22 protein-coding genes are annotated in these 21,010 nt (G+C 35.5%); 4 read left to right on the top strand and 18 right to left on the bottom strand.

Annotated elements, in window-relative coordinates; translation table 11 throughout:
- Positions 1-31: 31 nt before the first annotated feature.
- From SFA27_RS04400 to SFA27_RS04375, 6 genes are all read right to left on the bottom strand, one after another.
- Positions 32-1,384: a T6SS phospholipase effector Tle1-like catalytic domain-containing protein gene (locus SFA27_RS04400; protein ID WP_407296603.1), complete on the bottom strand. Its 1,353-nt coding sequence runs from the start codon at positions 1,382-1,384 to the stop codon at positions 32-34.
- Positions 1,385-1,534: 150 nt separating this feature from the next.
- Positions 1,535-2,212 carry a response regulator gene (locus SFA27_RS04395; protein ID WP_047378903.1) on the bottom strand — a complete coding sequence of 226 codons (678 nt, stop codon included), beginning with the start codon at positions 2,210-2,212 and terminating at the stop codon, positions 1,535-1,537.
- Positions 2,181-2,852 (bottom strand): sensor histidine kinase, encoded by a 672-nt coding sequence (locus tag SFA27_RS04390; RefSeq protein WP_264517066.1) that lies wholly within the window; start codon positions 2,850-2,852, stop codon positions 2,181-2,183. Before SFA27_RS04390 ends, SFA27_RS04395 begins: the two co-directional genes overlap by 32 nt.
- Positions 2,853-2,962: 110 nt before the next feature.
- Entirely contained in the window at positions 2,963-3,586 is a 624-nt protein-coding gene (locus SFA27_RS04385; protein WP_407296599.1) for a hypothetical protein, read from the bottom strand.
- Positions 3,587-3,603: 17 nt separating this feature from the next.
- Positions 3,604-4,383: a hypothetical protein gene (locus SFA27_RS04380; protein ID WP_407296597.1), complete on the bottom strand. Its 780-nt coding sequence runs from the start codon at positions 4,381-4,383 to the stop codon at positions 3,604-3,606.
- Positions 4,384-4,446: 63 nt separating this feature from the next.
- Positions 4,447-5,067 (bottom strand): DUF5715 family protein, encoded by a 621-nt coding sequence (locus tag SFA27_RS04375; protein WP_047378906.1) that lies wholly within the window; start codon positions 5,065-5,067, stop codon positions 4,447-4,449.
- 218 nt (positions 5,068-5,285) lie between these two features.
- Here SFA27_RS04375 and aqpZ point away from each other — a divergent pair, with 218 nt between their 5' ends.
- Complete coding sequence (gene aqpZ, locus SFA27_RS04370; RefSeq protein WP_047379563.1) at positions 5,286-6,002, top strand: aquaporin Z; 717 nt, start codon at positions 5,286-5,288, stop codon at positions 6,000-6,002.
- Positions 6,003-6,294: 292 nt separating this feature from the next.
- Here aqpZ and SFA27_RS04365 read toward each other — a convergent pair whose 3' ends face one another.
- The 11 genes from SFA27_RS04365 to aceB form a co-directional block, all read right to left on the bottom strand.
- Positions 6,295-6,840 carry a hypothetical protein gene (locus SFA27_RS04365; RefSeq protein WP_407296594.1) on the bottom strand — a complete coding sequence of 182 codons (546 nt, stop codon included), beginning with the start codon at positions 6,838-6,840 and terminating at the stop codon, positions 6,295-6,297.
- 227 nt (positions 6,841-7,067) lie between these two features.
- Positions 7,068-8,060, bottom strand: a complete 993-nt coding sequence (locus tag SFA27_RS04360) for an acyl transferase (RefSeq protein WP_407296591.1) — start codon at positions 8,058-8,060, stop codon at positions 7,068-7,070.
- A 194-nt stretch (positions 8,061-8,254) separates the two neighbouring features.
- Positions 8,255-9,025: a UDP-2,3-diacylglucosamine diphosphatase gene (locus SFA27_RS04355; RefSeq protein ID WP_185097863.1), complete on the bottom strand. Its 771-nt coding sequence runs from the start codon at positions 9,023-9,025 to the stop codon at positions 8,255-8,257.
- Positions 9,026-9,045: 20 nt separating this feature from the next.
- Positions 9,046-9,492 carry a 6-carboxytetrahydropterin synthase gene (locus SFA27_RS04350; protein ID WP_047378909.1) on the bottom strand — a complete coding sequence of 149 codons (447 nt, stop codon included), beginning with the start codon at positions 9,490-9,492 and terminating at the stop codon, positions 9,046-9,048.
- Between the two features lie 72 nt (positions 9,493-9,564).
- On the bottom strand, positions 9,565-11,007 hold the full coding sequence (locus SFA27_RS04345; protein ID WP_407296587.1) for a serine hydrolase: 1,443 nt from the start codon (positions 11,005-11,007) through the stop codon (positions 9,565-9,567).
- Positions 11,008-11,081: 74 nt separating this feature from the next.
- On the bottom strand, positions 11,082-11,468 hold the full coding sequence (locus SFA27_RS04340) for a hypothetical protein (protein ID WP_407296584.1): 387 nt from the start codon (positions 11,466-11,468) through the stop codon (positions 11,082-11,084).
- A 24-nt stretch (positions 11,469-11,492) separates the two neighbouring features.
- Positions 11,493-12,665, bottom strand: coding sequence for a hypothetical protein (locus SFA27_RS04335; protein ID WP_407296582.1), 1,173 nt, complete (start codon positions 12,663-12,665; stop codon positions 11,493-11,495).
- Positions 12,666-12,752: 87 nt separating this feature from the next.
- The gene (locus SFA27_RS04330; protein WP_047378912.1) at positions 12,753-13,139 is read right to left on the bottom strand and encodes an acyl-ACP thioesterase domain-containing protein; all 387 of its coding nucleotides are present in this window, start codon (positions 13,137-13,139) and stop codon (positions 12,753-12,755) included.
- Between the two features lie 115 nt (positions 13,140-13,254).
- Complete coding sequence (locus tag SFA27_RS04325; RefSeq protein ID WP_047378913.1) at positions 13,255-13,827, bottom strand: OmpH family outer membrane protein; 573 nt, start codon at positions 13,825-13,827, stop codon at positions 13,255-13,257.
- A gap of 179 nt (positions 13,828-14,006) precedes the next feature.
- The gene (gene aceA / locus SFA27_RS04320) at positions 14,007-15,287 is read right to left on the bottom strand and encodes an isocitrate lyase (protein WP_255816595.1); all 1,281 of its coding nucleotides are present in this window, start codon (positions 15,285-15,287) and stop codon (positions 14,007-14,009) included.
- A 119-nt stretch (positions 15,288-15,406) separates the two neighbouring features.
- Positions 15,407-16,981, bottom strand: coding sequence for a malate synthase A (gene aceB, locus SFA27_RS04315; RefSeq protein ID WP_264517053.1), 1,575 nt, complete (start codon positions 16,979-16,981; stop codon positions 15,407-15,409).
- A gap of 126 nt (positions 16,982-17,107) precedes the next feature.
- On the opposite strand from aceB, the gene SFA27_RS04310 reads away from it, so the two are divergent.
- The 3 genes from SFA27_RS04310 to SFA27_RS04300 all read left to right on the top strand — a co-directional run bounded on the left by SFA27_RS04310 (position 17,108) and on the right by SFA27_RS04300 (position 20,287).
- A complete protein-coding gene (locus tag SFA27_RS04310) occupies positions 17,108-18,586 on the top strand; it encodes a helix-turn-helix domain-containing protein (protein ID WP_264517052.1) in 1,479 nt (492 codons plus the stop codon).
- Between the two features lie 160 nt (positions 18,587-18,746).
- Complete coding sequence (locus SFA27_RS04305; protein WP_407296577.1) at positions 18,747-19,400, top strand: ComF family protein; 654 nt, start codon at positions 18,747-18,749, stop codon at positions 19,398-19,400.
- A gap of 200 nt (positions 19,401-19,600) precedes the next feature.
- A complete protein-coding gene (locus tag SFA27_RS04300; RefSeq protein ID WP_407296575.1) occupies positions 19,601-20,287 on the top strand; it encodes an alpha/beta fold hydrolase in 687 nt (228 codons plus the stop codon).
- 1 nt (position 20,288) lies between these two features.
- On the opposite strand, the gene upp is transcribed toward SFA27_RS04300, so the two are convergent.
- Positions 20,289-20,939, bottom strand: a complete 651-nt coding sequence (gene upp, locus SFA27_RS04295) for a uracil phosphoribosyltransferase (RefSeq protein WP_047378923.1) — start codon at positions 20,937-20,939, stop codon at positions 20,289-20,291.
- Positions 20,940-21,010: the final 71 nt, after the last annotated feature.

The raw sequence follows: 21,010 nt of genomic DNA, 5'->3' as shown, positions 1-21,010 counted from the left end.
AACCTAAATTTAAAACTGAGAAGCGTTGGCACTAATTCTTAATTTCATTTAATGTGATGGCTGCCGGTGTTTTTAAAATGGAACGATCCCATACATCATTATTGGGAACACTGGTTCCGTAAAGAAAATCCGCAACAAAACTGTCTTCCGGCAGATGAAGTTCAACGGAAAGCCTTGTCCGGCTGGTCTCGTCCACAGAAGTACTGCTGGAAACATTTAATCCGTTATTAATCAATTCAATATTAATTTCCCGTTGGGATCTTTTCAGAAAGCTGTTGCTATATAGCCCGAAATTTGCTGAAATATGGGTGTAATCTGCAAATTTCCAAAAATCATAAATTGGCTTTTTACCCACAGAAAGATCTCTTATATATTCTTTTATTTTGATATAAAAACGACTGAGAAAAGGATGTTTATTATAATCTGTCCCAAAATAGGCATCATTATCTGTACTGAAAACGGATACTTTAGCATTGGTTTCTTCCAGCATCAGTTTTCCATAAACTTTTGAAAGATCATTATATACTTTGTCCCGACATACATATGCCTGTGAAAGGCCATTGGCGGTCTCAATTTCATATCCGGAAAGCAGAGCATCCCAGATTTTATTGCCTTCAGCATTGGTTTTTTCATTCCTGATATCTGAAACATAGTGATGCAGATCATCAATATGAATGAAGTCTGTAGAAATATACACAGACTGCGGCCCTTCAAGATACCCTCCTCCGATATCGGCATGATCACCCGGCACAAAGATTTCTTTCCAAACATAAGACCCATTTTCCAGTTTCTGATCCTCCATTATTTTTGAATTCTCAAAAAATCCGGTAAGCGGAAAGAAAAAACGGCTCTCATTGACTGCACAGATATGCAAAGCATTCTCTACCTGAGCAGGAATATTCAGATTATAAGTATTAAAAGGTTTAGATTCTACTGTATCAAAAGCTCCTAAGAATTTTATTCTGAAATTTCCCGGAGAATAATGAGTTAAAAGCTGATTGCAGAAAGTTCTTGCCAGCATTCCTCCCCTCCCGAATCCATAGATATAAAAATGGTATTCTTTTGTCTGATCATGAATAATCTGCTCTACAAAATTCCCTGCTTTCTGAAGTTTATCATCGGAAGAATATCCGTTACCATAGGGGGGATTTGCACATGTTGCCATAGCAAAACTATTATCTTCACTGCCCGTTACGGTTCCAATTCCTTCGATATATATTTTTTCATCTCCAATAAATAAACTGTATAATTTATAGATATTGGTGAAGGTACCATAATAACTTTCATTATTGTTCAGCGGTTTATCCGGTGAAAGAATATTGACCCCATTGTTTCCTGTACCGTCAAAGAAAATCCCGACGGAAATCACTCTACTACCATTCATGTTTTTACTTTAATTTTTTTATTACAGATCTTGTTTGTGTTTTTTCAAATAAATTCCCTAAAAGAGACATTCCAAAATAACAGAAGAAAAACAAGGTTAGGTAGAGTGAAAAGTACCAAATAAAAAAATCCGTATTTCTACGGAATCAGATTACATTTTTTCAAGGGAATAAATATTGTTAATAATAGCATAAATCACTATTCCCACAGTATTTTTGGCTCCTATCTTCTCCAGAATACGCTGCCTGTGGCTTTCTACGGTTCTGGGACTGATAAAGAGTTTTTCTCCTATTTCGTTATTGGTAAACTCCTGGCAGATCAGTTTTACCACGTCTTTTTCTCTTTCAGACAGTTCATCTTCTGTTTCAAAAAGAGAATTTTTCTTGGCAGAACCATTCATATAGGTAAACAGCATCTGATGGTCTTCCGCAGTAAAGAAAACTCCATTTTTATCAACCATCGTAATGGCATCAATAAATGTTTTTTTATTTGAATTTTTGGGAAGAAAAGCCGATACTCCGAGCTTGACCATATATCCTAAAATAGAAGTTTTATAATGGGATGAAAGGATAATAATTTTAAGATCGGGATATTTTTCCTTCAGAATTTCTACCAGTTCAAAACCGTTCATAGGTTTCATCTGAACATCTACAAGGGCAATATCAGGAAATTCATTTTCTGAAAGTTTTCCGAGGTCTTCTATAAAATCGGGGCCATTATCCGCGGTAAGGCATACCGATATATTTTTTTCATTGGACAGCAACATTTTTACCCCTTCGAGGATCAGCTGTTCATCATCAATCAGTGCTAGTTTGATTTGGGAACTCATGATATTTTGGAATTTTTATAATTAAACGACTTCCTTTATTTGAAAAAGTTTTTTTCCATTTGTGTGTTGCGTTCATTGATTTGATACGGGATTCTATATTTTTTATTCCCATTCCTTTTTTCACTTCTTCATATTCAAAACCCTGTCCGTTATCAGAAATAATAACAGCCGTATTTTCAGGATAATCTTTAATATAGATCCAAAGATCTTCTGCTTCAGAATGCTTGATTACATTGGTAGTAAATTCCTGAATAATCCTGTACAGCTGCACTTCTGCGAAAAGATCTTTCTTTTCATATCCCGGCATCACCTGCAGGGATATATTAATTTTATGGGAAAGGTTGGCTATTAATTCCTCAACGTATAAAACCAGCCCTACCGATTCCAGATTTACAGGGTACAATGAATGGGAAATACTTCTGGCTGCATCAATCAGAGAAGACATCTGGCCATAGATATTTTTTTTTATCAGCTCATCACCCTGGGTATCAAGGTTATTCAACCATAAAGAAAGAATATTGAGCCGGTTTCCGATGTCATCATGAATCATTACTGCAATTCTCTTTCTTTCTTCTTCCTGGGCTTTGATGTTTTCCAGTACTAATTTTTTCTGATGAAGAACTTCAGCCTCATGCTGCACGTTTTTCTCTTTAATAATTCTGGTTATAAAAGCTCTGTAGGCAAGCAGAATAAAAGATACTATAACTGTTATGGTAACAATTATAAGGATCAGCAGATTGATATTTAAAGTTACTTCTTTAATCTGGCAAATGTGTATAAAAATGAACAGTACAAAATACTCGAAAGAATATTATTGGCACTGAGAATAATATAATAATCGTTTTCCGACAGATCTGCAATCTGGTGCTGAATGATAAAAATAAATACCGAAACTGAATAATAGAAAAAGATACTGGCATCTACCAGAATAAAACGATTCTGTGCAGAGGTATTTTTAATCTCACGGATCAGGATAGCCCCGGAAAGGCAGATAATAACAATATTGGAAACTACTTTTGCAATATCTGCATTGGACGGATAATCAAACCCATATTTTGAAATCATAAAACTTCCAGCAAGCAAGCCTGTAAGACCCAGAGTATATTTCGGCCAATCCAGTTTTCTGATAAATAAACCTGTCAGCAAAAAAAATTCTCCTGCAATGTAAAAAGGATAAAGAAATGATGTATCATTAAGTCTGAAGATATAGGGCAGCGCCAGATTCAGCAGTTCAATAAAAAAAAGAAAAGCAATACAATGAAAATACTGCTTTTCTTTTTGGTTTAATATGCGGTATTTTACTGCTCCCAGCAGTATAACAGATAGAAGCAGTGCATAATTCAGGAATAAAATTGCCTTATAAAGTCCAGCCATTCCTCAGTTTATCGTTTTTAAAATCCACTTCCTACATCTACATCCGGAATACGGCAGATAGGAGGACATGGTTTTGCCCAGTCATAAGTATTGGAAACAGTCTCTGCTCCCAGTTCCGAATTTCTAAGATTTGCTCTGGAAGAAATAAAAATAAGAGTTACCAGCATTTTTCCATAGATATCATTGTATCTAAGGCCAAAAGAACAGGTAATACCCAACAAACCATCATCTTCAAGGCAAAGGTCTGCGGTAGGAACATAGAATTTTCTGAAAATTCCAATGCCTTCATTTTCTCTGCATTCTTTATAAAACCACTCCATTCCTTCGTTTCTCCAACGTTCAATAGCTGATACAGCTATATCCTGCTCAAGAATAGGTGCGTTGGAAACCGGGAATCCCATATTAGCATTCTTCTCTGTACTCTCAAGATTTTTAGAAAGAACGGCGTTTCTAATAACAGTATATTCCTGAACTTCCTGTAGTCTCAAGTCTTTATCAAGCTCTGTAAGGAAACTGTACGGATATTCTTTAACGTCTATTTTTACCCCTTCATTATTCATTGGATAAAAAATAAGGATCATACGATCTCTATAAACTCCTACTGCTGCACAAAAGTCTTTATAATCCTTAAAGCCCTTCATCCACTCAAGGTGCTCACTGGAAATATTAAAAACATAGTTGGTAGGAATCAGCTTTTGAATTTTGGAAAAGTCAGAGAAATACGCTTTCCATTCGTTTGATGCTGCTCTGCATTCTTCTACAGGGAGCATATAGTCTACAATGTTTAATGTTGACATAAGCATAGTTTTTAGTCCTATAAAAATATATAAACTAAACATGCTATGCAAGTAAGATTTTAATTAATAATTTTTCACAGTAATATGATAACAGCTCTGTTGTCTTTCTTTAATGTAATATATTCTACCGGCATTTTGATAGTGCTTTAAAACTTTCTCAAGTGCTATTTCCATTTTCGGATTGTACTTCAGAACGTTGTTGAATCTTACATAAGAAATGTCAAAAGAGTTACCATAATTGTGAGAACTAATCCCTAATGAGGCATTGGAATTTACTCTTCTCAACCTGCACTGGTCTTCAAGTGTTCTGGTAATGGATGAAACGGTGAAAGTGCCTCCTTTTGTATCTTTACTGAACTTTGAACCTATTTTCTCAAGGGTAGTTTTGGCCTTGGATACCATATAAGCCCTGCTGTAATCAAGTCTCTGGACCTGATATCCTTTACCTGATTTTTTTATTTTGTGGAATTTACCTTTGTTGATATACTTTTGCAGTGTTTTGGAATCTTTAAGCAGCTGTATTCCAAAACTCTTTGAGGCATCAAGATGGGGTTTGTAAAGCGGTGTAGGTTCAACCTTCAATACAGTAGTAAGATCATAGCAGGGAAAAGCCTTTTTTGCTGCCTGCGAATAATGTAAACTATAAATAAAGGGTACAAAGACCACACAAAGAAACTTTCTCATTCACCATCCTTTTAAATTACAAATGAAAGATAAAACATTTATGTTATATCTTTCAAAACCGACTATAATACTCTATAAATAAATCCCAAACAAACTTTACACCAAATTATCGATTTTATAATTTTTGTTCACACTTTTTTGAGTTTTTTTTTCAGTTTTAACTTTTTACTTTAAGATTTAAATTTTACATTTGAGATACATAAATAATAAACAACATGATAAAAAAACTTTTCGCTGAATTTTTCGGCACATTTTGGCTTGTTTTCGGAGGTTGTGGAAGCGCTGTTTTCGCAGCTGGTGTTCCTGACATTGGCATTGGACTTTTAGGAGTTGCTTTGGCATTTGGTCTTACTGTTCTTACGATGGCTTACGCTGTAGGCCATATCTCAGGAGGGCACTTTAATCCGGCAGTTTCTTTTGGACTTTTAGCAGGGGGAAGATTTCCTGCCAAAGACCTTATTCCTTACATCGTAGCCCAGTGTCTGGGAGCTATTGTAGCAGCAGGATGTCTGTATACAATCCTAAACGGTGCAGGAGCGGTAGAATTCTCAAAACCCGGAGATTTTGCCACGAACTTTTACGGAGAAGCCGTTTACAACGGAAAAGCTTTCAGCATGGGAGCCGCATTCCTGGCTGAGTTTTTATTAACTGCCTTTTTCCTTATTGTGATCATGGGAGCTACAGATAAATGGGCCAACGGTAAATTTGCCGGTCTTGCTATCGGTCTTGCTCTTACTTTGATTCACCTTATTTCTATTCCTATTACCAATACTTCAGTAAACCCTGCAAGATCACTTTCACAAGCTGTCTTCATGGGAGGAATTGCCATGTCACAGCTTTGGCTGTTCTGGGTAGCTCCTATTTTAGGAGGAGTTGTAGGAGGATTGATCTACAAATTCCTGCTTCAGAGAGACACTGCAGAAGTTGCGGATTAATTTTTAAAATAATATTCAATGATAAAATCCTGTCAGGCGGCAGGATTTTTTTATTTTCTGTTTTGAATAAATTATTCTAAATTTTTAAAACGCAAAGTTTTTATATGAAAATGTTTTTATTTAAAGTGAGCAAAGTGATAACGACTGCGTCGTTGATTGAGCGATATGATAGCCTCAACTTAATCAGAATCAATTTCATTGATTTCTTCTTTGCTTCCTTAAAATATTTAAAAGAGTAAACTAAACTTTGCGTTTAAATCATACTGATAAGCTTACCAGAAATCTTTTAGCATTATTTCAGCTTTTTGATATCAAAAGGATTCTTGAAAATAAGTTCTTCATGTTTTCCTTTGATCTCCATTTTGCGTTGAAGCAGATTGAACGCCATTTTTCTGATGAAAAGGTCTTTATCATTCAGTTTCCAGTAAGAATCTTCGTGAAGTTTTCTGGGTGGGCGGATCAGATAGAATTCAGTTTCCCAGGTATCTGCATTATGGTAAAATTCAATGATTCCGCAATGTTCGGGGATAAGAGCAGCATCTATCATTCCCATCGGAAGCAAAAAGCTAAAAGAATTACATATATAATCACCACAGGAAATTTTATCGTGTTTCAGAAATTTTTCTCCGGTATCTTTATTGAGATATGATTTTTTGAAATCATTTTTAAAATCACTTTTCGAAAACTTAATCTCTATTTCATGACTTTCCCCTTCTGAATCTATGATCAAAATATCTGCTTCCCAATCAGCCTGGAAATAATTGGTCAGTACAATTTCTTTTTCAAAATCGCAGTGGGAATGGATGTAGGCGTGGATAAGTTCTTCAATTTTGAGCATTGGTTATAACTGTAAAATGTACAATGTAAAAAGTATTAATGATAATGCGCTCTCCTAATAGTCAATATTATAAACGCAATGTTCACAAAATATTTATTTACTGCTGTTAAATGTTCGCAAAGGCGTTTCACTCAGCAAAAGTTGCGGGTTATCTTTTCTTTATTTATTACGATTAGAAAAAATTGACAAGCGTAGCAAATTGACTATTACTTTTTACATTCAGTCTTTTAGCTTACCAGCAGGCTGCATCCTCTGATATCGGAATGATCTATTCTTCCTAATACCTGAAATTTCTCTCCTATAATCTTCCCTAAATCCTGTGTTGCAATAAAGGAGCAGGAATGAGTATTGGCAAGATCGATGATATTAATAGCCCCGGTTCTTCCTTCTTTTTCATAGGCCAGAGGATCTTCAGCATTCCGAACCATGATTCTCATCCAATTCGGGCATTTATATTCATTATTTCCAAGAGAATATGCCTGTGAAAGCAGCTCTGTCATGGAGTATTCTGAGTAGATTTTATCTGTCTTAAAGCCGTCCTGTAAGATTTTCAGCAATTCATCTTTGGTCATTTCTTCTTTTCTGCCTTTCATTCCTCCGGTCTCAATCACTACTAAGTTGTCAAGAAAATTCAGAGATTCTCCGCTCCTTTCAGAATGACAGTAATCCAGGAAATCAAGAAGAGCAAAGGAAACTCCGAAAAGAATGACTTTTTTATCCTGAAGTGTATTCAATAACTCAAAAAGATCTGAATGGTTATAAAGGAAATATCCGTTTTCCGGTTTGGCAGATTTCTTCATCAGATAATCTACCATATAGATCAATGACGAATTCTGTTTTTCCAGATAACTTGGAAGTAAGCCCAGAAATATAAAATCTTCCGGTTTCCCGATAAACTGTTCAAAACTTTTATAAATACTTTCTTCGTAAAGTTCCGGATCTGCAATAAAATGCCTTGACAGATTCATCTGGGTTGTTCCTGAACTCTGAAAAAACAGATCTGTTTTTATATTTTTATCCAGAATCTGATGGTTTTTGAACATTTCGATAGGTAAAAACGGAATTTTCACCAAGCTATCTACCTCATCAGGATTAATATTCAGAAAGTCTATGAATTTCCTGTATATTTCAACATTTTCATATTGATAACGGAATGTTTTCAATGATGCATTCAGGAAATCCTGTTCAGTCTGTATATTGAATATATTTTTTAATTCCATAACTTTTTAAGCACCTTATCACTTCAGTACAAAGCAATTATAAAGATAAAATATTGATATTTAATAATTTTTTAATCTACAAATTCTATTTTGGTAAGCTTCTTGCTCATACCTGAATGGAATATGGATTAAAAACAAGAGTGGGTTTCCACCCGTTCGAAAGTTACCTCTTTTTAGGGGTAATTTTTTTTGCTCTATTTTTCAAAAGTCTTCAGTTCAAAATCTTTCTCAAAAACACCATAAGTAAAATAGGAAATCCAGTCTCCGAGGTTGACATATTTTGAATTCTGTTCCAGATCAAGTACCATTGGCAGGTGTCTGTGTCCATAGATGAAATAGTCTATCTTCTCAGACTTCAGCTTTTCTTTAGAGTAAATGATCAGGAACTCTTTATCTTCTCCCAGGAATGCTTTGTCTTCTTCTCCTGAGATCATTTTATTTTTCTGGGAAAGGTATAATGCAATTTTCATCGCAATATCGGGATGAAGCCATTTGAAGAACCATTGTGCCACCGGATTTGTGAATAATTTTTTCATTCTTTTATATCCTTTGTCACCAGGTCCCAGCCCGTCTCCATGAGCCAGCAAAAACTGCTTTCCTCCCATTTCAAAATATTGTTTCTGATAAAATACTGTACAGCCAATTTCCTCTTCCAGATAATCTTTCATCCACAGATCATGGTTTCCGACAAAGAAATAGATATGAATTCCTCTGTCTTTAAGTTCTGCAATTTTCCCAAGTACCCGGACGTATCCTTTGGGAATAACATGCTTCCATTCATGCCAGAAGTCAAAAAGATCACCCATTAAAAACAAAACCTGAGCATCTTCTTTGATCTCATCCATCCAGCGTATAAATTTTTCTTCACGCACTTTGCTCTCACTTGGAGTGGGTGCTCCAAAATGCTGATCTGAAGCGAAGTATACTTTTTTTCCAGGTTCTAAATTAATTATCGTTTTTAACACCTTCTGAGTTTTGGGGTAAATTATTGATTATCTTCTGCAAACCATTCTCCATAAGAGTTTTCTGTCTCATGAAGTTTAAGATAGGCTAAAGAAATTCCTTCAGGAAGTTTTGATTTGATTTTAGCAGCAATAGCGTACAACATGTTTTCACAGGTGGGCTGAAAGCTGCAATAGATTACTTTATGACCTTTCTGTTCCAGGTCATCCCCCAGCTCTTTGTGTGGAGACAGAGCATTTACAAGAACCGCATGGTCCCATACATCTACAATTTCGGAATTTACGATACTTTTGATATCTCCGAAATCTACCACCATTCCATTTTTAGGATTTTCAATATCATTGATCGGTTTTCCTTTCACTGTTACGAACAGCTTATAGGAATGTCCATGCATATTTTTACACTTCCCATCGTAATTGTAAAGCACGTGAGCTGTTTCAAATGTAAAAATTTTTGTAATACGTATCATACTGCAAAGATAGGATAAAACCGCTTAACACAGAAAAGACTGTTTCTATTACAGTGATATTAATATATACTTTTAGTCAATCTTAAAGGTTAAATTATTATCCTGTGAGCCATCAACATTGATAGCGTTGTAAGGTACAGAAAGCCAACCGTTTTTATTCATAACAAATTTGAACTGATGGGTTATTCCTTTTTCAAACTGAGATTTCGGCAATACCAGCTCAAAAGTATTGTTCTTTTTCAAATTCATACAATATACCTGATTATCAGGATTCCAATCATTAAATGAGCCTGTAACTGAAACACTTTTGATATATTCTATGTTTTGTTTGTCTGGAAACTGGTAAGAAAAAATAATATTGTCCTTCTCTGTCCGGTAGCCATATATTTCTTTTTTAAGATCAGGATGAACAAAAGGTTCAGACTTTGTATATTCTTCTGCCAAGGTGTAAGGATTCAGCATACGCTTATTCATAATACCAGCAATTTGATTGATCATCTGATACATCACCGCAAATTCTTTATATCCGTTGTACATTACTACAATAGCCATATTATTATCCGGGAAAATCCTGTAAGCACTTACATTTCCACCTGAAAAATTATAAGATCTAATATTATTAAAGGTATCCATATCCCAGCCATTAGTGAAGCTGATATCTTTATTTTTATATTCAAACGGTTTCCACATCAATTCTTGTGTAGCAGGTTTTAGAAAATCATTCTTACTCAAATGAATACTCCACTGTAAAAAAGCAGGCAATGCAATGGCCAGACCATTGGCTGAATGCGCTCTTCTTCCTTCCACAAATGTAGATTTATCGTATTGATGTGTATCTTTATTATAGATATATTTTACAATTCTGTTGGGAATTTTTTCAATAGAATTGGATGAAAATACCATCTGATTTTTAGAATCCGAAAACTGATTCTTCAGGATATAATCTTCAAATTTCTCTCCTGTTATTTTTTCAATGATCATCGCAATCAGCATGTAGTTTGTCTGATTGTACCTGTAATCACTTCCGGTTTCAAATTCCATTTTTTCTTTTGATAACCGCGCAATCACCTCGGCATTGGAAGCATCTGTTGCAATATCACTGAAACGGATCCAGTCTGGTAATCCTGAGGAATGAGATAAAAGATTTTTCACCCGAACATTTTGCCACTCTGCCGGCACATTATCAATATATTTTGATATCTTATCTTCCAAAGATACTTTTCCCTGCTCTACAAGCTGAAAGAGCCCAATATTTGACATCAGTTTCGTAGTAGAATAGATCCTGAACATGGAATTGCTATCTACTTTTTTATCACTCTCTAAAGTTTCCGTTCCATAGTATTTCTGGAAAGTTACTTTATTATTCTTGACGATTCCTACGGCCATCCCTGGTATCTCATTGATTTGAATAACCTTTTTTAGATAGCTATCAATTGCTTTTGACTGGTCTGCAGTCTGACTATAACCTGTGAAGAAAAAGCTTAAAAAAAGTATCGTTAAAACGGATGGTTTCATGGTAATGTTTGTTTGATATGTCTCTATTAAAAACAATTGTGGGTCTTATTATATTACATAGAAGAAAAAATCAGTTATTTTCCGGGAACTAATTTACCTGTTTCAAAACCTAGCTCATTCAAATAATCAAGTCCGTTTTGTATATCTATTGAATTGGAACCTGACCATCCTTTTTTTAATCCCAATACAATCAACTGTTTGATGTATTTGGGTTCATTAAGATTGACCTCATCTTCCGAGCTTGTAAATTTATTTACCAGCTTAACCCCTGATTTTAAAGGCTGTCCCATCATATAATCATCGGCAGTAACAAATTTGATGATTAAAGGTGTTTGTTTTTGCCCTCTTAAAAAAACTTTCACAGTCAGAGTATTGGTTTCCGTTTCAGAATGGAATTGATTTGTTACAGAATACACATACTCAATATTATTAATGATGATTTTTCTCAACTTATTTTTCATTGCCTCATTTTATTCAACCTATTTTTAGTTATATTTTATCCTTTTCTCAAATCTATTAATGACTTTGTACTCTTTATCTTTAATAACAATATCATAATTTCCTTTATTTAGGATTAAAAAACGATTGTCTTTAGAGGTATTGATTTCAATGATATCGGCAGGAATTCCTTTTTGCTCAAATTCACCTTTCCGGTAAGCCAAAACCATAATCGGATATGTTGAAATTTTAGATGCCGGAATTTTATAAAACTTCCGGTTTTCCTTCAGCATCCAGCCTGGTCTGCCTTTGATATATTTTGTAACAGGATGAATGACTTTAATATCTGTATACAGTTCTTTATCTTCGCCGTTATAGATCATTTCGTTATCATCTTTCAAAACAACCGGAACAGTATTGTTTACCAATCTCAAAAGTGGTTCATTATACTTCTGAGAACTTTTTTCTGAAAACTGAGTTTGGTCAATGGTAAACGGATTGATCCCTGTTAAGTCTGAAAGTCGTCCAGCCATTGTTTTTTCCCAGGATTTATGGATTCCTTCATAAGCATGCTGATATCCACAATAAATCAGATATTTCCCCTCTTTGTTTTGCTGCATAAAATCGGAGATATTTTTGGCTTCTCCAATTTCTCTTTCTTTATTGTTTCCTTCTGCTTCGTAGGGAAAAAGCTTAAATCCAATTTTCAGAGCATTGTAAATAAAGTTTCCGAATTCCGGTTCCTGAGAATAATATCCGCTGTTGAGCGTAACAAATTTCATGGTATTTAAAGAGTCTCCTTCGAGTGTTTCAACTCCCAAGTATCTGTAACCTCTGTCATATAAACCCTGAAGTAAGGAAGATGCAAATGTTCTGTGGCTGGCATTGTGATGTGCTTCATTAATGATAATGATTTTCTCATTGGCTGCTTTTTTCAGAATATACTCTTTTGCATTGACCGGAATTAATTTTGTGAATTTCAGACTATCCGCAGCGGTTAGCTTTTTCTCTCTTCCGAAAGTCTGGTCCCAACTTTCCAATGCTGGTTTATATTGCCCGCTTATGGAATAATATGTTGCCCCCATCTGACTTCTCCAGGATTGACTTTGAGCAGGATCTCCCACCTTCTTTTTAATATCATCAGAGAACAGGTAAGGGTTTTCCTGACTATGAGCTGCTATGCCCAACAATAGTAAAGCCAACGAATAAAAGAATTTCATGTTATGTAGTTTTTTATTGAATATTGTAGGTTAAAAATAAAAAATCAAAGTTCTATTCCATACTTTGATTTTAATTATTTTATCTGTCTAAAAAAATTTCTCGAGCCAGTCAATTCCCAGACGTTTGATCTTCTTGGTTTCCGGATCGAAGAGAATCCAGAGTGTACTTGAATCTACCACAAGTTCATCATTACAATAAAATTCGACTTTTCTTGGTTGTTTGGCCCCTTCAGGAGTCATAGGATAGGTTCTTACTGTGATTATATCATTCAGATAAACCTGTTTTTTATATTGAATATGGTGGTCCAGAAGCATCCAGACATCATTTACATATTCGGTTTGATGTTTCAGAAGGTCCCAGTGTTCTCCTGCCACTTCTTCCACCCAATGCACATATTGTACATTATTTACATGGTTGTTCTGATCAATATGTTCTTCGGTTACCTTTATCTGTTTTTCGTACATTAAATTCATGCTCCTGAAAGTTTACTCAAATTTATCATTTTAAAACAGAACTTCCATTTTCTAAAATAAAAAAAACGGAATCAGATATCTCTGATTCCGCTCAATATTCAGTATATTGAAATTATTATTTAGATTTCCCGGCAGGCTTAGCAGCAGTTGCTGTAGCTCCCAGTTTACTTTTTACAATTGCAGTAATATCCTCACTTCCGTCAGTATAAAGCAGGTTATTAGATTCCTGTGCTGCTGTATCAAATACATAGTTCAGGTTTTTTTCTTTAGCTACAGCAAAGATAGTATCTCTTACTTTCTTTTGTAGTGGAGAAAGCATTTCATTTTGTTTAGCAGAAATATCTTTAGCAGCCTGCGCTCTTGTTTCTTCTATTTTTTTACCTAAACTTTGTAATTCTGTTTGTGCTGCAATCAGTTCTTTAGTTACAGCTTCTTTATTAGCCTCACTTAAAGTTTTTTCTTTATCCTGTGCCGCTTTCAGTTTAGTCTGATAATCATTGATCAGCTTTTCAATTTCAGTCTGCTTTGTTTTAGTCAGATTATCAATAGTAGTTCCTATAGTTTTTACTTCAGATAAACTTGCAAAAATATCTTCTGTATTTACACTTCCAATCTTCTGTTGAGCATTGGCAGCATTTGCAGTAAGTGTTAATCCTAATGTAATAAAAAGTACTTTAATTAAATTCATTTTTTAATAATATTTTTTCGTACCCAAATATAATTCAAATTTTAATTACTTATCAAATGACATTTACTCCTTTGTTACTCTATGATTTGAACGAACTAAAAACAGGCTTACAGTGTTTTAAACAAAGAAAAACCTCCCTAATAAGGAAGGTTTAACATCAAAAATATGGAAAAAAATGACTAATGGAATTGTGCAGTTTCTGTAGAATCTTTCATAGCTACAGTGGCTGAAGAACCGTTTGTAACAACATTCTGTATTTCATCAAAATACCCTGTCCCTACAAAAGACTGATGCTTCACCGCTCTGAATCCCTTTTGCTGCAAGGCAAACTCACGCTCCTGCAGTTCTGAGTACCCAGCCATTCCTCTTTCTTTATAGGCTAAGGCCAATTCAAACATTGCCGTATTCAGGGCATGGAAACCAGCTAATGTAATAAACTGGAATTTGTACCCCATTTTTGCCAGCTCTTCACGGAAAGTAGACATTTCTTCTACACTCAGTCTTGCTGCCCAGTTGAATGAAGGGGAACAATTATAAGCAAGCATTTTCCCAGGAAATTTTGCATGAATTCCTTCTGCAAATCTCCTTGCCTGCTCCAGATCAGGATTTGAGGTTTCCATCCAGATCAGATCTGCATATGGTGCATAGGACAACCCTCTGTCGATTCCCTGTTCTACTCCGTTTCTTACTACATAAAATCCTTCAGTAGTTCTCTCTCCTGTTACGAATTTTTTATCTCTGTCATCAATATCAGAAGTCAGCAAATCTGCAGCATCCGCATCTGTTCTTGCAATAATAAGGCTCGGAACTCCCAATACATCGGCAGCCAGACGTGCAGCAATCAGTTTGTTGACCGCCTCCTGCGTTGGCACCAATACTTTCCCGCCTAAATGTCCACATTTTTTTGCGGATGAAAGCTGATCTTCAAAGTGTACGGCAGCTGCTCCTGCTTCAATCATCTGCTTCATCAGTTCAAAAGCATTCAGGTTACCTCCAAAGCCGGCTTCTGCGTCAGCAATGATAGGTACCAGATATTCTTTATCTCCGGTTCCACTCACAGATTGTACCTGATCTGCTCTCAATAAGGCATTATTAATTTTTTTTACCACGGAAGGCACTGAATTGGCAGGATACAGTGACTGATCCGGATACATTTCTCCTGATAAATTGGCATCTGCGGCCACCTGCCAACCTGAAAGATAAATAGCTTCCAGTCCGGCATCTACTTCCTGTACTGCCTGATTACCTGTAAGCGCTCCAAGTCCTGCCACATAATCCTGGTTATTTAATTTATTCCAGAATTTTTTGGACATTTCCGTAGCAATCGTATATTCTATGGTATAAGAACCACGGAGTTTCAAAACTTCCTCAGCAGTATATGGTCTTTTCACGCCATTCCAACGTGGGTTTGTCAGCCAGTCCTGTTCTATTGCCTGGATTTGTTCTTGTCTTGTTTTCATAATATTTGGATTTTGTTTGATTAGATTTAAAAGTAATTTTGTTGCTAGTTGCTGGTTCTATTGTTAATTCATGATCTGGTTTTTAACCAGCAACTATAAACCAGCAACCAACATTTTTCCTAAATAAAAGGATATGCTTTAAGGGTCAGGAATTCTTCAAAGTTTTCAGAGAAGATCAGTTCATTGAAAAGCTCTTTGGCAAGATTGAATTTTCCGTTTTTGAAACGGGCTTCTCCTACATACTTTTCAATATTGTCCATTTCTTCGCTTTCCCACTGTAAAATCATATTGCGCGTAAGTGTTCTGTCATCACTTAACACTGCTTCATTTTTCAGCCATTGCCAGATCTGTGTTCTTGATATCTCTGCAGTAGCTGCATCTTCCATAAGATTATAAATAGCAGCAGCACCAGTTCCCATCAGCCAGCTTTCAAGATAAAGAATTCCTACATTGATATTTTTTCTGACTCCTTTTTCGGTAATATCACCTTTGGGAATCTCCAGCAGATTACTTTCTGTAATGTGGTATTCAAATTTTTTATCGATCTGATTTCTGGAAGGCATATACTGATCAAAAATTTCTTTTGCCACTGAAACTAATGCAGGATGCGCTACCCAGGTTCCGTCGTGACCATTTTTTACTTCCCGTTCTTTATCATTTCTTACTTTTTCAAAAGCAATATTATTGGCTTCATCATTATCTTTTACAGGAATCTGAGCTGCCATTCCGCCGATAGCATGTACATTTCTTTTGTGACATATTTCAATGACTCTTTTGGAATAGGCACTCATAAAAGGGGAAGTCATAGTCACCTGATCTCTGTCCGGTACAATAAACTCCGGAAGGTTTCTGAATTTTTTGATATAGGAAAAAATATAATCCCATCTGCCACAGTTCAGACCTGCGCTGTGCTCTTTTAATTCAAATAAAATTTCATCAATCTGAAATGATGCAGTAATGGTTTCTATTAAAACTGTAGCTTTAATTGTTCCCTGCTGAATTCCCAGATAGTTTTGCGCAAAGACAAAAACCTCATTCCACCAGCGCGCTTCTTTATAGTGTTCCAGTTTCGGAAGGTAGAAATAAGGGCCGCTTTCCTTTTCTAAAAGCGACTTGGCATTTCTGAAAAAATACATTCCAAAATCAATCAATGAACCGGAAGCTTTCTCACCATTAATTTCAATATGCTTTTCCGGAAGATGAAGTCCGCGGGGACGAACCTGCAAAACTGCAGGCTTTTCAATTAGCGTATAGGCTTTTCCTGTTTCGTTTACAAAATCAATAGTACGATTAATAGCATCAGAAAGATTAATCTGCCCCTGAATACAGTTTTCCCATACCGGCGAGCTGCTGTCTTCAAAATCTGCCATAAACGTAGAAGCTCCGGAGTTCAAGGCATTGATAATCATCTTGCGGTCTACTGGTCCTGTAATCTCTACTCTTCTGTCTGACAAATCTTCCGGCAAAGGTGCACACACCCAATTTCCATTTCGGATTCCTTCTGTTTCTTTTAAAAATTCAGGAAGATTTCCCTGATCGAAATTTTGCTGTGTATTTTTTCTCTCTTTTAAAAGTTCCAGTCTTTTATGATTGAAATTCTGATGAAGTGCAATCAGAAAATCTGCTAAATCCGGTGTAAAAACTACTTCAAACTGCTTCTGTGCTTTTATTTCTAATTGAGTCTTGGTTTCCATAACATATTGATTTTGTGATTTGATATTACAAACATAAATAAAAATATTCACAAATAGCGAACGTTCGCTAAATTTATTTAAAAATTATTATGCGAATAATCGCATCTAATTATTTATATTTGAGTAATGAATTCAGAAAGCGACTTTATCAAAACAGTTTTCGGGCTAAAACTGAAACAACAGAGACAAAAGAAAAACTGGTCTCTGCAGGATCTTGCTGTAAAGACAGGATTATCAAAATCTTACCTTAACGAAATTGAAAACGGAAAAAAATATCCCAAACACGATAAGATTATTCAGCTTTCTGAAGCTCTAAGCTGCACTTTTGATGATCTGGTTTCTACCAAACTTGATAAAAGCCTAGCCCCTTTCAATGAAATTCTGCAGTCTGATTTTTTCAAAGAAGTTCCATTGGAGCTGTTCGGAATCAACAAAAACAACCTTATCAGTATCATCAGTGATGCTCCAAAAAAAGTAACAGCTTTCATCAATGCATTGATAGAAATTTCTCAGAATTATAATCTTGGAAAGGAAAGATTTTATTTTGCAGTATTAAGGTCATTTCAGGAATTGTATGATAATTATTTTCCGGAAATTGAAGAAAAAGTGAATTTGTTTATTCTGGAAAATCATGTACAGCCCGGCAAAAATTTGAAGTCTGAGATTCTGGAAAAAATTCTTACAGAAAAATTCAGCTACACCATTCAATCTGAAGATTTTGAAAAATATGGAACTCTAGACAATCTTCGTTCGCTTTATATTCCGGAGAGAAAACTATTACTGTTGAACCAAAAACTGGAAAAAGACCAGAAAACATTCATTCTGGCTAAAGAAATCGGCTTCAATGTACTGGAATTAAAAAATCGTCCCAACACGTATTCATGGCTTGATTTTGGAAGTTTTGAAGAAATTCTGAATAACTTTTATGCTTCTTATTTTGCAGGTGCCCTGTTAATTTCAAAAGAACCTGTCATTGAGAAGACATCAGAGTTTTTCCAGCATAATACATGGGAAGCTGTAAATTTTGAAAATCTTATCAACAGTTTTACCCGTTCCCCCGAAACATTTTACTACCGACTGACCAATATTCTTTCGGCTGAAATGGGAATTAAGGATTTGTTTTATCTGTGTCTGGTAAAAAAGAAAAATTCAGATAAAATTCAGATTTTAAAAGAACTTCATCTGAACCACCAGCAGGCACCTCACGCCAATGCAACCAACGAACATTACTGCAGAAGATGGATTGCTGTGAAAAATCTTGATCATTTGAAAGAAAATGAAACCCTTACCGATGCCCAAATATCCCATTATAAAGATCAGGGAATAAGCTATCTTGTGATTTCCACTTCACAAAAAAATCCTTTTTCAGATGGAAGCAACAGAAGTTACTGCCTTGGTATTTTATTGAATTCACAGACAATCAAAAAAATAAGTTTTATAAAATCTCCTTCTTTAAAAACTATCAATGTAGGAGTTACCTGCGAATCCTGCAGTATTGCTGATTGCGAAGTGAGACAGGCACCGCCGGTAAGACTGGAAAAGGAGCATTTTAATCTAAGCATGAAAAACGCTGTAGAGAAGATAAGGAAGAGGTTTGAGGAATAAAGGGTGAATGGTGAATCGTCAATACGCTTTGCTTGTCAATTTTTATACTGTTATAAATTGTTCTCTTATAGACTTCTTACAATTGACTATTCATTTGCGGAGCAAAATTCACCATTGACTTTATTAACTTTTATTTCCTATCTTAGTACAAAACACAGTCATGATATTAGATTTATTGTTTCCCAACCGTTGCATCCACTGCAACAGAATTATTGATCCTGAACTTTTGGTGTGTGATCTTTGTTTTAGCCAGATTTATTTCACCCATTATTCCTATTTTGAAAACAATCCGATCAAGGAAAAATGCAGCTTGCTTTTTCCTGTTGAAAACACTTTTGCTTTACTGCAATTTGAAGAAGAAAGTTTAAGCCGGCAGATCATCCATGAACTAAAATACAAAGGCCGGGAAAAAGCCGGAAAGATCCTTGCAGACTGGACAACAGAACGTCTGGATTTCGATCACGAAAAACCTGATTTACTGATAAGCGTACCACTTCACCCAAAGAAACTTAAGGAACGGGGATACAATCAGCTTCATTTATTCACTGAAACATTATCTTCATTTTATAACATCCCTTTTGACCATCAATTAATTAAACGAAATTACTATTCAAAAGCACAGGCTTTAAAAGATAAGAAACACAGATTGGAAGCCGTCAATACATTCTCTATCACAAAATCTGTTACAGGAAAACATATTCTTCTGATTGACGATGTTTTTACCACAGGAAATACAGTTTCATCAGTTGCATGGGAGATTTTAAACGCAGGAAACAATAAAGTGAGTGTTTTGGTGATGGCAATGGATGTCTGATATGGGATACGGGTTTCGAGATACGGGATGCGAGGGATTAAATTCGGGATGCATAGTACGAAATCATATTCAAAAATACTCTCAAAACTCTAAAGCCCTCAAACTCTAAATCACTCCCACACTCTTACCCTCTTACTCTCCTCCCCAATCTATTTTCATCCTTCGATTCTTTTTCTTAATTTTCCGGAAACTAAACAACTATGCCAAATCTGCTTTTATTACACGGAGCTTTAGGTCACAGCGACATTTTCACACCTTATTTGAACGCTCTTTCCCAGCATTTTACGATACACACTCCTTTATTTTCAGGACATGGAAATCAGGAACTTCCGGCAGAGGGTATTAGTATTGAAAAGTATACTCAGGAATTATCAGCATATTGTGAAGTGAATAATTTGAGAGATGTCTCAATTTTCGGGCACAGTATGGGAGGTTATGCAGCACTTTGTTACGCGATGAAAAGTCCTGAAAATGTAAATTCTATTATAACTTTGGGAACAAAGTTTGACTGGACTGAGGAACAGGCTTTAAAAGAAAGTAAAATGCTTAATCCTGATGTCATTCTTGAAAAAATTCCGCAGTATGCCCAACTCTTAGAATCACAGCACGGATCAAAATGGAAGCAGCTTCTTCCTGCTATTGATGATTTGATGATTCGTTTAGGCAAAAATCCTCCGTTGGAAAATAATCTTGCGATGATTAATATTCCTATTCAAATCATGGTGGGAGATAAAGATAATATGGTAACCATCGAAGAAAGCTCAAGGGTCTACAGAAGTCTTCCGAATGCAAAATTGGCCGTACTTCCAGATACAAAACATCCACTGGATAAAGTACGACCAGGTTTATTGTTGAACTTAATAAAAGATTTTTGGAATCTCTCTTAAATTATCTTTGAAGTTTTTCTCCGTAGCTAAGATCTCCGGCATCTCCTAAACCAGGAGTAATATAACCCTTTGATGTTAATTCTTCATCAATGGCTCCTACCCAGATGTGAGCTTCGGGATAGGCATTCTGAATGGTTTCAACACCTTGTTTTGAAGCAATTGCTGCAACAATATGAAGCTGGGTTGGATTTCCATTGGTTAACAGGTCTTTAATTGCTTCAATTAAAGAAGCTCCTGTTGCCAGCATCGGGTCTGCCACAATCAAAGGTCTGCCTTCGATGCTTGGGCATGTCAGATAATCCTGTTTGATTGAGAAATAATCGTTTGCATCATGTTTTCTGTAGGCTGCTACAAAACCGCAGTCGGCTCTGTCCAGATAGCTCAGAATTCCTTCAAACAATGGAACTCCTGCTCTTAAAATAGTGGTAATAACCGGTTGTACAGCAATTTCCCTGCTTTTTATTGTATCTAAAGGAGTTTGAATTTCAACTTCTCTGTACTCCAATCCTTTACTGATTTCAAAAGCGGCAATCTCTCCGATTCTTTCCATATTTCTTCTGAATCTCATTCGGTCATGCTGGATGTCAACGTTTCTAAGTTCGTTAATCCACTCATTGACAAGAGAAAAGTTTTGCGATAAAATAGTAAGCATGAAAATTTTATTTTTAATTTCAGTTAATTAATATTAATTCCTGCAAAATTACAACTAAAAAACGAATTGAA

The organism is Chryseobacterium sp. HR92, from assembly GCF_045689405.1.
GTDB lineage: Bacteria > Bacteroidota > Bacteroidia > Flavobacteriales > Weeksellaceae > Chryseobacterium > Chryseobacterium viscerum_A.
Note: the sequence above shows the minus strand (reverse complement) of the source record. Positions and strands in the feature narration are given on the sequence as shown.

Excerpts from the sequence above, each read along its gene's own strand:
- SFA27_RS04395 (WP_047378903.1), bottom strand. The coding sequence starts at position 2,212 with ATGAGTTCCCAAATCAAACTAGCACTGATTGATGATGAACAGCTGATC.
- SFA27_RS04380 (WP_407296597.1), bottom strand. The coding sequence starts at position 4,383 with ATGTCAACATTAAACATTGTAGACTATATGCTCCCTGTAGAAGAATGC.
- aceB (WP_264517053.1), bottom strand. The coding sequence starts at position 16,981 with ATGGAAACCAAGACTCAATTAGAAATAAAAGCACAGAAGCAGTTTGAA.
- SFA27_RS04300 (WP_407296575.1), top strand. The coding sequence starts at position 19,601 with ATGCCAAATCTGCTTTTATTACACGGAGCTTTAGGTCACAGCGACATT.
- SFA27_RS04375 (WP_047378906.1), bottom strand. The coding sequence starts at position 5,067 with ATGAGAAAGTTTCTTTGTGTGGTCTTTGTACCCTTTATTTATAGTTTA.
- SFA27_RS04365 (WP_407296594.1), bottom strand. The coding sequence starts at position 6,840 with ATGCTCAAAATTGAAGAACTTATCCACGCCTACATCCATTCCCACTGC.
- upp (WP_047378923.1), bottom strand. The coding sequence starts at position 20,939 with ATGCTTACTATTTTATCGCAAAACTTTTCTCTTGTCAATGAGTGGATT.
- SFA27_RS04350 (WP_047378909.1), bottom strand. The coding sequence starts at position 9,492 with ATGATACGTATTACAAAAATTTTTACATTTGAAACAGCTCACGTGCTT.
- SFA27_RS04310 (WP_264517052.1), top strand. The coding sequence starts at position 17,108 with ATGAATTCAGAAAGCGACTTTATCAAAACAGTTTTCGGGCTAAAACTG.
- SFA27_RS04330 (WP_047378912.1), bottom strand. The coding sequence starts at position 13,139 with ATGAATTTAATGTACGAAAAACAGATAAAGGTAACCGAAGAACATATT.
- SFA27_RS04360 (WP_407296591.1), bottom strand. The coding sequence starts at position 8,060 with ATGGAATTAAAAAATATATTCAATATACAGACTGAACAGGATTTCCTG.
- SFA27_RS04345 (WP_407296587.1), bottom strand. The coding sequence starts at position 11,007 with ATGAAACCATCCGTTTTAACGATACTTTTTTTAAGCTTTTTCTTCACA.
- aceA (WP_255816595.1), bottom strand. The coding sequence starts at position 15,287 with ATGAAAACAAGACAAGAACAAATCCAGGCAATAGAACAGGACTGGCTG.
- SFA27_RS04325 (WP_047378913.1), bottom strand. The coding sequence starts at position 13,827 with ATGAATTTAATTAAAGTACTTTTTATTACATTAGGATTAACACTTACT.
- SFA27_RS04385 (WP_407296599.1), bottom strand. The coding sequence starts at position 3,586 with ATGGCTGGACTTTATAAGGCAATTTTATTCCTGAATTATGCACTGCTT.
- SFA27_RS04305 (WP_407296577.1), top strand. The coding sequence starts at position 18,747 with ATGATATTAGATTTATTGTTTCCCAACCGTTGCATCCACTGCAACAGA.
- SFA27_RS04340 (WP_407296584.1), bottom strand. The coding sequence starts at position 11,468 with ATGAAAAATAAGTTGAGAAAAATCATCATTAATAATATTGAGTATGTG.
- SFA27_RS04335 (WP_407296582.1), bottom strand. The coding sequence starts at position 12,665 with ATGAAATTCTTTTATTCGTTGGCTTTACTATTGTTGGGCATAGCAGCT.
- SFA27_RS04400 (WP_407296603.1), bottom strand. The coding sequence starts at position 1,384 with ATGAATGGTAGTAGAGTGATTTCCGTCGGGATTTTCTTTGACGGTACA.